This window comes from Gemmatimonadota bacterium (genome assembly GCA_016209965.1).
Classification (GTDB): Bacteria; Gemmatimonadota; Gemmatimonadetes; order Longimicrobiales; family RSA9; genus JACQVE01.
In genome coordinates, this window is sequence record JACQVE010000200.1 from 1 (window position 1) to 9,941 (window position 9,941).

General features: G+C 67.6%; 12 protein-coding genes. 9 read left to right on the top strand and 3 right to left on the bottom strand.

Translation table 11 applies throughout. The features are described from left to right. Window positions 1-107: 107 nt before the first annotated feature. The gene (locus tag HY703_07970; GenBank protein ID MBI4545114.1) at window positions 108-278 is read left to right on the top strand and encodes a hypothetical protein; all 171 of its coding nucleotides are present in this window, start codon (window positions 108-110) and stop codon (window positions 276-278) included. Window positions 279-306: 28 nt separating this feature from the next. Here HY703_07970 and HY703_07975 read toward each other — a convergent pair whose 3' ends face one another. Next, window positions 307-879: a Uma2 family endonuclease gene (locus tag HY703_07975; protein MBI4545115.1), complete on the bottom strand. Its 573-nt coding sequence runs from the start codon at window positions 877-879 to the stop codon at window positions 307-309. Window positions 880-1,153: 274 nt separating this feature from the next. Between HY703_07975 and recF the strand changes: the two genes are divergently transcribed. The 5 genes from recF to HY703_08000 all read left to right on the top strand — a co-directional run bounded on the left by recF (window position 1,154) and on the right by HY703_08000 (window position 5,966). Next, window positions 1,154-2,305, top strand: coding sequence for a DNA replication and repair protein RecF (recF, locus tag HY703_07980; protein MBI4545116.1), 1,152 nt, complete (start codon window positions 1,154-1,156; stop codon window positions 2,303-2,305). Then, a complete protein-coding gene (locus tag HY703_07985; protein MBI4545117.1) occupies window positions 2,302-2,613 on the top strand; it encodes a DUF721 domain-containing protein in 312 nt (103 codons plus the stop codon). The genes recF and HY703_07985 overlap by 4 nt, the downstream gene beginning before the upstream one ends. A 113-nt stretch (window positions 2,614-2,726) precedes the next feature. Next, on the top strand, window positions 2,727-4,685 hold the full coding sequence (gene gyrB, locus HY703_07990) for a DNA topoisomerase (ATP-hydrolyzing) subunit B (GenBank protein ID MBI4545118.1): 1,959 nt from the start codon (window positions 2,727-2,729) through the stop codon (window positions 4,683-4,685). Between the two features lie 59 nt (window positions 4,686-4,744). Further along, window positions 4,745-5,059 (top strand): hypothetical protein, encoded by a 315-nt coding sequence (locus HY703_07995; protein ID MBI4545119.1) that lies wholly within the window; start codon window positions 4,745-4,747, stop codon window positions 5,057-5,059. A 142-nt stretch (window positions 5,060-5,201) separates the two neighbouring features. Then, the gene (locus HY703_08000; GenBank protein ID MBI4545120.1) at window positions 5,202-5,966 is read left to right on the top strand and encodes a HAMP domain-containing histidine kinase; all 765 of its coding nucleotides are present in this window, start codon (window positions 5,202-5,204) and stop codon (window positions 5,964-5,966) included. A 115-nt stretch (window positions 5,967-6,081) separates the two neighbouring features. On the opposite strand, the gene HY703_08005 is transcribed toward HY703_08000, so the two are convergent. After that, window positions 6,082-6,630, bottom strand: a complete 549-nt coding sequence (locus HY703_08005; GenBank protein MBI4545121.1) for a phosphoribosyl transferase — start codon at window positions 6,628-6,630, stop codon at window positions 6,082-6,084. 115 nt (window positions 6,631-6,745) lie between these two features. Between HY703_08005 and HY703_08010 the strand changes: the two genes are divergently transcribed. After that, complete coding sequence (locus HY703_08010; protein ID MBI4545122.1) at window positions 6,746-7,195, top strand: hypothetical protein; 450 nt, start codon at window positions 6,746-6,748, stop codon at window positions 7,193-7,195. A 25-nt stretch (window positions 7,196-7,220) separates the two neighbouring features. On the opposite strand, the gene rho is transcribed toward HY703_08010, so the two are convergent. Continuing rightward, window positions 7,221-8,471 carry a transcription termination factor Rho gene (gene rho, locus HY703_08015; protein ID MBI4545123.1) on the bottom strand — a complete coding sequence of 417 codons (1,251 nt, stop codon included), beginning with the start codon at window positions 8,469-8,471 and terminating at the stop codon, window positions 7,221-7,223. 429 nt (window positions 8,472-8,900) lie between these two features. Between rho and HY703_08020 the strand changes: the two genes are divergently transcribed. Together HY703_08020 and HY703_08025 are read left to right on the top strand one after the other, a co-directional pair. Further along, window positions 8,901-9,263: a hypothetical protein gene (locus tag HY703_08020; protein MBI4545124.1), complete on the top strand. Its 363-nt coding sequence runs from the start codon at window positions 8,901-8,903 to the stop codon at window positions 9,261-9,263. Between the two features lie 46 nt (window positions 9,264-9,309). Further along, window positions 9,310-9,941, top strand: a 632-nt coding sequence (locus HY703_08025; GenBank protein MBI4545125.1) for a menaquinone biosynthesis protein, incomplete at its 3' end; no start/stop codon positions are given.

A 9,941-nucleotide genomic window follows, 5' to 3' on the forward strand; every position in this document is an offset into this window, starting at 1 on the left:
AAGAAGCTGCTGGAGGCGTTTTAGCCGATCTTCCGTCACGTGCGAGAGGCGGCGTCCCCGCACGGCGGCGGAACAGTTGTTGCCCCGGGGTAGTCCCGGAGTGCGCCGTGCCGCGGCCTCGGAGCCGGCCGCGGCCCGGGGCCATTCTTGCCGAAATGATGGTGCGCGGCGACAGTGCCCAGGTCGCCCGAGCCAGCCGGTTGCTCCTCATCGGGGCCGTGTTCACCGGGGGCGGCCTGTTGCTCGGCGCCGATACTGTGTCTGTCCTGCTGGAGTAGGCCCGCCCTTTCGGGTTGCAAGCGCCGTTCAAGCCGAGCCCAGGATCTCCGCCACTGACCAGCTCTGCTGCGGGAACGTCAGCGGCGACAGCCGCGCAGAGCCGGACATGGCGCGCGCCGAGGCGTAGCCTGCCCGCCCAGGGCCCCTGTGGATGACGATCTCGTCGCGCGTGAGGTCGACCACCCAGTATTCCGTGATGCCCGCCCTGGCGTACAGCCGTGCTTTCTTGTCGAGATCGAACCGTATCGACGTGTCCCCGACCTCGACCACCAGCAGGACCTCGGTAGGCCCTGGATGAGCGCGCTCGTAGAAGTCTTCCCGGTATACTACGATGGCAAGATCGGGTTGCGGCTCGGAGATCGCGCTGAGATGGACCGGAAGCTGAACTCGAACGATCGCGCGCATGCCGACGGCTCCCGCGAACAGCCGATCCAGGCGCGATAGAACTGCCGCGTGCGGGCTGCCGATCGGCGCCATGTCAACGACCACGCCCTCGATCAGTTCCACGCGGTCCTTGTCGGACAAGACTCCGCTCTCCGCCATGCGGCGGTACTCCTCGACGGTGAAGCGGTGTAGGCGAGTAGCAGCAGCAGTGCGCATTCGTGCCTCGCTGTGCATCGTCCAGAAGACCTCCTCCAGAATAGGGATCCACGCTGGGCCTGTCCACGTTGCCGGCCGCCTCATAGCTCGAACCACCGCGGCAATAACAGCGTGCCGGACCGGGGCACAGCCATGGCGTATCGGGAAGGACGATGGGGGTGCTTCACCGGGGGCGGCCTGCTGCTCGGCGCCGATACTGTGTCTGTCCTGCTGGAGTAGGGCTCCGGTCGCAGTAGCCATTCCCCCTGGGCCGCCCTAGATTGGCGCGCGAGCAATGACTGCCCGCTCGTCCCTCGTGTGCCGCGAGCTGCGCCTCCGCCAGTTCCGCAACTTTGCGGAGCTGGATCTCACGCTTCCTGCGGGCGGCGTCGCCTTGATCGGTGACAACGGCTCGGGCAAAACCAATTTCCTGGAGGCCATCTACTACCTCGAGATTTTCCGTTCCTTCCGCGGTGCTCGCGAGGAGCAGCTCGTTCGCTTCGGCGCCGACGCGTTCCACGTGCGTGGCCGATTCGAGGACCGGGCTACGGGCGGAGTGCGCGAGGTCACGGCGGCCTTCGAGCGGCGCGGCCGGCGCAAGCGCGTAACCCTCGATCAGGTCGAGCCGGACCGCTTGGCCGACGCCATTGGCCGCATTGGCCTGGTGATCTTCTCGCCCTCGGACGTCGCACTCGTGGCCGGCGGCCCCGCGGAGCGACGTCGCTTCCTCGACATTCTCCTCTCGCTGAACCGGACCGGGTACCTGACGGCCCTGCAGCGTTACCGCCACATCCTGCGGCAGCGGAACGCGCTGCTCCGCGAGGGCGCGCCGTCCGCGGTCGTGGCGGCCTGGGATCCGGGGCTGGTGGAGGCCGGGGCGCGCATTATCGAAGCGCGCGCCGCCTGGCTGGCCGCCTACGCCGAGGCGTTCGCCCGCTGCTACGCCGCCATTGCAGGCGGGGCCGCGGCACGGCTGCATTACCTGCCGGGTGTACCCGTCGACCGGGCCTCGGGCGCGGCGGCGGCGGGCCCTGACATCGCCGCCGCCTTCCACCTGGCGCTCGAGCGCAACACGGCGCGGGAGCGGGAGCGAGGCGTTACCCTTGCCGGCCCGCATCGGGACGATCTGCTCATGGCCCTCGAGGGGAACGGCGCCAGCCTGGACTTGCGCGAGTTTGGCTCGGGCGGCCAGCAGCGCACCGCGGCCATTGCTCTGCGCCTGGTCGAGGCCGAGACCGTGCGGCAGGAGCGCGGCCGCGAGCCGCTCACGCTGCTGGATGACGTCTTTGCCGAGCTGGATCCCGGCCGCTCCCGCCGCCTGCTCGAGCTGCTCGAGGCCGGCACGCGGGGGCAGGTGATCCTGACTGCGCCCAAGCCCTCCGATCTCGAGCCGCACCGCGCCGCCCTGGCCCACTGGCGCATGGCCGAGGGGAAGGTGTACCCGTGAAGCGCAAGGCGGACCAGCCCACCCCGGTCGCGCGCACCCTCCAGCGCTACCTCGAGGAGTCCGGCATGGCCGAGCGCATGCAGGAGCTGAGCGTGATCCCGGAATGGCCGGGGCGCGTGGGACCCGGTATCGCCGCGGTCACTCGCCCGCTCACCGTGTCCGATGGCGTGCTCGTGGTCGCCGTCCGCTCCAGTGCCTGGCTCATGGAGCTCAAGCTCATGGAGCGCGATGTCCTGCGCCGCCTCAACCAGGGGCGCAGTCGCGGCCGGGTGAAGCGCATCCGGTTCGTGATGGGGGAGGAGGCATGAAGCCGAGGGCTCCCGCGCCGGCCGCGAAGCATCAGCCCCTGGAAGGCAACTTCGGCCGCGGATGGGGGTAGTAGAATGTGCTTCTATTGTCGCGCAACCCGAGCCCGGAAACCATGGCCAAGAATCAGCCGCAACCCAATGATTATACCGCCGGCCAGATCCAGGTCCTGAAGGGGCTGGACGCCGTCCGTCGCCGCCCGGGGATGTACATCGGCTCCACGGGCGCCCGCGGCCTGCACCACCTGGTCTACGAGGTCGTGGACAATGCGGTGGACGAGGCCATGGCCGGCTTCTGCACCCGCATCGACGTGATCCTGCGGCGGGACGGCTCCATCACGGTGGTAGACAACGGGCGCGGCATCCCCGTGGACCTGCACCCGACAGAGAAGCGGCCGGGCGTCGAGGTGGCCATGACCATGCTCCACGCCGGCGGCAAGTTCGACAAGACCGCGTACAAGGTGTCGGGCGGGCTGCACGGCGTGGGCGTCAGCGTGGTCAACGCCTTGTCCGAGTGGCTCGAGGTCGACGTGCGCTGGCGCGACGGACGGATCTACCGCCAGCGCTTCGGCCGCGGCAAAAAGGTGACCGAGCTGCACCCGGTGGGCACGTTCCGGGGCAAGAGCACCGGCACCACCGTGACGTTCAAGCCGGACCCGGAAGTCTTCACGGAGCTGCTCTACAACTTCGAGACGCTGAGCAACCGGCTGCGTGAGCTTGCCTTCCTGAACAAGGGCCTGCTCATCACCATGCTGGACGAGCGGCCCGAGGCCGGACCGGAGCCGGTCAAGGAGGAGTACTGCCATCGGGGCGGGATCGTCGAGTTCGTCGAATTCCTGCGCGGCAGTCGCAAGCCGCTGCACCCCAAGCCGGTCTACATCGAGGCCAGCCGTGAGGAGGCCGAGATCGAGCTGGCCATCCAGTACGACGACGGCTACAGCGAGAACACCTTCACCTTCGTCAACAACATCAACACGCACGAGGGCGGCACGCACCTCACCGGTTTCAAGGCCGCGCTCACGCGCACGCTGAACGATTACGCCCGCAGGCAGGGTTGGCTGAAGAAGGAGTTGGATACGCTCTCCGGCGACGACGTCCGGGAGGGGCTCACGGCGATCCTCTCCGCGCGGGTCAAGGAGCCGCAATTCGAGGGGCAGACCAAGACCAAGCTGGGCAACTCGGAGGTGCGCGGCGCGGTCGAGCAGGTGGTCAATGAAAAGCTGTCCTCCTATCTCGAGGAGCACCCCCCTGTTGCGCGCGCCATCATAGAGAAGGCCATCCAGGCGGCGCGCGCCCGTATTGCCGCCCGCAAGGCCCGCGACCTGACGCGGCGCAAGAACGCGCTCGAGGGGAGCGTGCTGCCCGGCAAGCTGGCCGACTGTTCGATCACCGACCCGGCCGTCTGCGAGATCTACCTGGTCGAGGGCGACAGCGCGGGGGGCAGCGCCAAGCAGGGGCGCGACCGCTCCTATCAGGCCATCCTGCCCCTGCGCGGCAAGATCCTGAACGTCGAGAAGGCGCGCTTCGACAAGGTGCTCTCCAACGAGGAGATCCGCACCATCATCGCCGCCATCGGCACGGGCATCGGCGAGGACGAGTTCAACCTGAAGAACGCGCGCTACGGCAAGATCATCATCATGACCGACGCCGACGTGGACGGCGCGCACATCCGCACCCTTCTCCTCACCTTCTTCTACCGGCACATGCGCGAGCTGATCGAGGCGGGTATGGTCTACATCGCGCAGCCGCCCCTCTACCGCGTGGCCCGCGCCAAGGAGGAGCACTACTGCTACTCCGATGCGGAGCGCGACCAGATCCTCCAGCGCCTCTCGCCCAACGGCAAGGTGGAGGGCCGGTCGGTCGTCGTGCAGCGCTACAAGGGGCTGGGCGAGATGAACCCGGATCAGCTCTGGAAGACCACCATGGATCCCGAGACCCGCACCATCCTGCAGGTCAGCCTCGAGGATGCCGTGGAAGCCGACCGCATCTTCTCCACACTGATGGGCGACGACGTCGAGCCGCGCCGTCGCTTCATCGAGGACAATGCTCGCTACGTCCGCAACCTGGACGTGTAAGAGAAGTTGTGAGGCGGGGTTCCCCTCAGCGCCTCACAACCGGGGGAGGCTAACCCACAATGGCCCTAAGGCTCAAGGCGGACGGCGCGACCTGGGAGGCCAGGATCGCGCGGGACGACCCGCACCCCGGCGTGCGCGCCGTCGTCTTCTACTGCATCACCAACCCGCAGCGGCCCTGGCGGGTTGCCGAGCTGCCGGCAGACCGCCTGGATTCGACGGACGGGCTGGCCAGCCTTTCGCGAGCCGAGCTGAAGGGCATCTTCGCGCAAGCTGACCCCATGGACTTCGCCCACGACCCGACCAGCGACCCTGGCCACCCCGGCGGCCACCCGCTGCCCGGCCGGCCCAGGACAGGCGCCGAGCCGATCCTGTAGATCCGGTTCCTTTCAGATAATCTTGCCGTAATCGAGCCCGCTCTGTATGCTTGATCCGCTACTCTCGAGGCAAAGCAGCCCCGCGCTGGGGCACACCTGGCGCGCCCCGGAATCCATTCCCTCGACACCTCAGTAATGTCCGATGGCGGCAGCACGGCCCCGCAGCGGGAAGCGCGGGGGGACCAGCCCGGAGTCCCCCGGGAATGCGGGCGCGGCGACCACGCTGGCGGGGCTGCTGCACGATCTCCGTTCTCCGCTGCATGCCATGGACGCCTTTGTCGAGCTGCTGCTTCTCGAACTGCTCGGGCCGGTCAATGAGCGGCAACGGGATGCTCTCGAGCGCGTCCGTCTTGGCGCCAGGCACATTCTCGCGCTGGTGGAGCAGGTCTTCGAGGAGGCTCGGCTGCCGCAGGGCGGCTACGCGTGGGCGCCGCAGGCGGTCGACCTGCGGGCGATCCTGGAAGAGGCGCTACTGCTTGTGCGACCCGAGGCGGAGTCCAAGCGCCAGGAGCTGCTCTGCGAGCTTCCGGCTGATGTGGCGGTCCTCGCCGAGCCCCACCGCTTGCGCCAGATCATGATGAACCTGCTGACCAACGCCATCCGTTACACACCGGTCCAGGGCACTGTCCGGATCGCGGCGTCAGGCGAGCCGGATGCCGAGCGCCTGGTGGCTGTGCAGGTGGCGGACAACGGGCCGGGCATTCCTGCGGACCAGCTCGACGCCATCTTCCGGCCGTACTACCGACTTGCTGGTCCCGACCCCGCTACTGCGCAGGGTGTGGGGCTCGGTCTGGCCATTGCGCGCCAGTTGGTGCGGCAAATGGGTGGGGAGATCGAAGTGCAGAGCGAGCTGGGGCGCGGCTCGACGTTTACGGTATGGCTGCCAGCGGCAGGGCCGGGGAGCTGAACCACGTGGCCGCGTAGTCCGGACGCCTTCTGATGCCTCGCCGCCTGAGGAGCTCCGTGAACATTCCTGTGCGCAGGGAACGAGCGGGCGCGGCGCGCGGGGTGTGGAGGAAGGGCTAGAGCAGGTGCTGGTACGCCGGGTTCTCGATCAGCTCGCCCGCTTCGTTCACGACCTGCCGGTCCCAGGGGAAGATCACTCTGGCGTCCGTCTCGATGGCGTAAAAGTCGGGCTTGTGGCCCCCGAGTTTCACGAAGCTGGTCGCAGTCCGCACTTCCAGCGGATTGACGTGGCGCACTGCCGCCAGCGCCAGGCGCAGCGTTTCCCCCGTGGTGCAGATCTCGTCCACGATCAACACGCGCTGATCGGCGGCCTGGCGCGGAGCCGCGGAGAGGATCTTGGGCTGCTCGCGGACCTGCTCGACGCCCGCCCGCCGGCTGATCTTCATGGCGAAGAAGTCACAACGCAGGATGGACGCGATGACGGCGCCGGGAATCACGCCGGCCTTTGCGATTCCGATCACCAGGTCGGGCGCGTAGCCGCTGGCGATGGCCTTCACGGCCAGCGCCCGGCATAGCTCACCGAATACCTCCCAGGTAAGCTCCAGTACGCCTTCCTCGGCCCATTCCAGGGAAACGCCGCTTCGCGTGCGCGGGTAGAGAGCCACAGCTTTCATCCTGTGCAGGGGGTCGGTGGGGCAAGATAGCGCCGCGAGGCTGGGGAGGGAAGGTGCGGGGCAGAGGTGGGTTGACGGGGGCGGGGCGGACCGGCATCCTGCGGGGATGGATGAAGCGTTACGCACCCGGGCCGAAGAGCGGCTGCACCAGGCGTTCCAGGAGCGCGCTCTGGGCGACTCGCGGGAGTCCTACCGGCGGCGGCTGAAGGTGCTCAAGGACAGGGACCCGGCGGCGTTCCAGAAGGCTGTAGCCTACTACGAGGAGATCCTGCTCCCCCGCCTCGCCGATCCCGCCACGGACCCCGTGGCCGAATGGGCCGAGTACGGCCGCCTGCTTGCCGAGCTCGCCGGCACCGGGCGTCTCGTGGAAATCGGGGCCAACGGCCGCGCCCGCCCCCACGCACCGCCCGCTCCAGCCGACCACCTGGTCCTGCAGATCCCGGACGACCCCGCGGTTCCCGCTCTCGCCCTGAGCCTGCCCCTCCGCCCCACGCCCGCTCAGCGCGCCACCTACGACCTGCTCGTGCTGGGCCGGACCACCATCTCCACGCCGTAATCCCCGGCCGCCTTCCGCCCCCTGATCACCCCTTGGCCATGCTGTCCAGGAAGTCTTTGTTCGTCTTGGCCCGCCGCATCCGGTCGAGCAGGAAGTCGAGCGCCTCTGCCGGCGGCATGTCCGCCAGGAAGTTGCGCAGCAGGTAGACCCGGTTGAGCTCGGTCTCGTCCAGCAGCAGATCCTCTTTGCGCGTGCCGGAGCGGTTGATGTCTACGGCGGGGAAAATGCGCTTGTCGGCAATGTGGCGGTCCAGCACGACCTCCATGTTCCCCGTTCCCTTGAACTCCTCGAAGATCACCTCGTCCATGCGCGATCCGGTCTCGATCAGCGCCGTGGCGATGATGGTCAGGGAGCCGCCCCCCTCAATATTGCGGGCGGCGCCGAAGAAGCGCTTGGGCTTGTGCAGCGCATGCGCATCCACGCCGCCGGACAGGATCTTCCCCGAGTGGGGCACGGTCACGTTATAGGCTCGCGCCAGCCGCGTGATCGAGTCCAGCAGGATGACCACGTCGCGCCCGTGCTCGACCAGCCGCTTGGCCTTCTCGATCACCATCTCCGCAACCTGCGTGTGGCGGTCGGCCGGCTCGTCGAACGTGGAAGAGATCACCTCCGCCTCTACGTGCTCCTCCATGTCCGTCACTTCTTCCGGCCGCTCGTCGATCAGCAGCACGATCAGGTGGATTTCCGCATGATTCTCCAGGATCGAGTTCGCGATCTTCTGCATGAGGATCGTTTTCCCCGCCTTGGGCGGCGAGACGATCAGACCGCGCTGCCCCTTGCCGATCGGCACCACCAGGTCCATCAGCCGCATGGAAATGTCGCCCGCCACATTCTCCAGCTTCACCCGCGATTCCGGGTAGCGGGGGCGCAGATTGTCAAAGGCGATGCGGTGCTTGGCGTGCTCCGGATCATCGCCATTCACCGATTCCACCTTCAGCAGCGCCAGGTATCGCTCGCCTTCCTTGGGCGGACGCACCTGACCCAGCACGGTGTCGCCCGTGCGCAGGTCGAAGCGCTTGATCTGCGAAGGACTCACGTAGATGTCGTCCGGGCCGTACAGATAATTCCAGTCCTGGGAGCGCAGGAATCCATACCCTTCCGGCAGGATCTCCAGCACTCCCTCACCCCGGAGCACGACATCGGTGTCGAGCAGGTTCTGCTCGATGCGGAAAATCAGGTCCTGCTTCCGCAGCCCCGAGTAGTTCGAGATGTTCAACTCCTCCGCCATCGCGTGCAGCTCCGCAATGGACTTACTCTTCAGTTCGGCGATGTCCACGGATCACCCCGTACCTGTGTGGTAAGAGAACGACAGGCGAGTACTTGACGCCCTCGGTCCAGGCTCCAAGTGAGTGACAATAAGATCGGAACGAATTCGGCCAGCTACGGTCGGCGAGGCGGCCACGCCTCCGGATGCGGGAGGTTTCGTTCGCGGGTGATACTGCGTAGTTTATCATATTTGGCCCATCCGGTCAAGAGGCAAGCCATCCGGCCAGCAGGCGCGCGGGGCACGCGGTCGGCCCGGGCGCAGGTAACGGCCGCTGTCCGGAGGAATGGCCCGCTCGCAAGACAGACGCTGCGAGGGGCGGGACGCGTGCTCGCAAGTTCCGTACTCGCGAGGGTGGGCGGGGGATGCTTGACAGCCTCGCAGCGCCCGGGAATCTTACAGAACTCGCGATGCACCTCGGCGATCGCTGTGGAGGCGGGCATGGCACGCCATAACCGGGACGGGCGCGGTTCGGATCAGCGCGGCTACGACTACGAGATCAGCTTCCAGCCGGACTGGCTGAACCTGATCAAGGTAACCCGCACGCTGGAGAGCGGTCGTCAGTCGACGAAGACGCTGTTCCGCAATCCGGAGACGCGGAAAGTCAGGCCGGGCGCGAAAATGCGTACGCGAGTGCAGTCCCCGGAGCAGAAGCTGGACTTCGAGATCGTGGTGAACGACCCGCGCCGGGTGGTGCGGCGGGTGATTATCGAGACGCGGCCGGCCGCCGCGGCGGCGGAGGAGGGCGGTGTGATCTTCAGCATCGAGGAGTCAGGCTCCTCGTCCGCGGCGGCGAGGAGTTGAAGCTGGCCGATCCCGCAGACGTTCCCTCTGCCGTTCTATGTTGCGATTGGGTCACATCGGGTACAGCAACTGCTTCCCCGTTCATGCCTTGCTGCTGGACCAGGCGGTGCCGCCAGGGCTCGAGCTGCGCACGGGCGTGCCCTCGGCCCTGAACGCCGAGCTGGCTGCGGGTCTGGTGGACGTGGCCCCTTCCTCCAGCATCGAGTATGCGCGCCATGCACTGCGCTACCGGCTCTTTCCGGACCTGGCCATTGGCTCGGCCGGCCCGGTGGGCAGCATCCTGCTCGAGACACGGCTGCCGCCAGCAGAGCTCGAGGGACACGAGGTCGCCCTGCCCACGGCCTCGGCTACTTCTACGGTCCTGCTGCGGATCCTGCTCGAGCAGAGGTTCGGTGTCCGACCCCGCTACCGCTGGTTCGACCAGGATAGCGAGCACGACCCGCTGCAGGCCGAGGGAGCGGCCGCCGCCCTCTGGATTGGCGACGTCGCCCTGCGCAGGACGCCGGCTGCGGGTTACTGCCTGCTGGATCTGGGGACCGCCTGGACGGAGTGGACCCATCTCCCCTTTGTCTACGCTCTCTGGCAAACTTCCGCCGGCGCGGAGCGGGATGCGGAGATCCGCGCGCTGCACACGTTGCTGCTCGAGTCGCGCGCGTTCTTCCACGCCAATGCCCCCCA

Coding starts and splice junctions, on each gene's coding strand:
- HY703_07975 (MBI4545115.1), bottom strand. CDS start 879: ATGCGCACTGCTGCTGCTACTCGCCTACACCGCTTCACCGTCGAGGAG.
- recF (MBI4545116.1), top strand. CDS start 1,154: ATGACTGCCCGCTCGTCCCTCGTGTGCCGCGAGCTGCGCCTCCGCCAG.
- gyrB (MBI4545118.1), top strand. CDS start 2,727: ATGGCCAAGAATCAGCCGCAACCCAATGATTATACCGCCGGCCAGATC.
- HY703_07995 (MBI4545119.1), top strand. CDS start 4,745: ATGGCCCTAAGGCTCAAGGCGGACGGCGCGACCTGGGAGGCCAGGATC.
- HY703_08000 (MBI4545120.1), top strand. CDS start 5,202: ATGGCGGCAGCACGGCCCCGCAGCGGGAAGCGCGGGGGGACCAGCCCG.
- HY703_08010 (MBI4545122.1), top strand. CDS start 6,746: ATGGATGAAGCGTTACGCACCCGGGCCGAAGAGCGGCTGCACCAGGCG.
- HY703_08020 (MBI4545124.1), top strand. CDS start 8,901: ATGGCACGCCATAACCGGGACGGGCGCGGTTCGGATCAGCGCGGCTAC.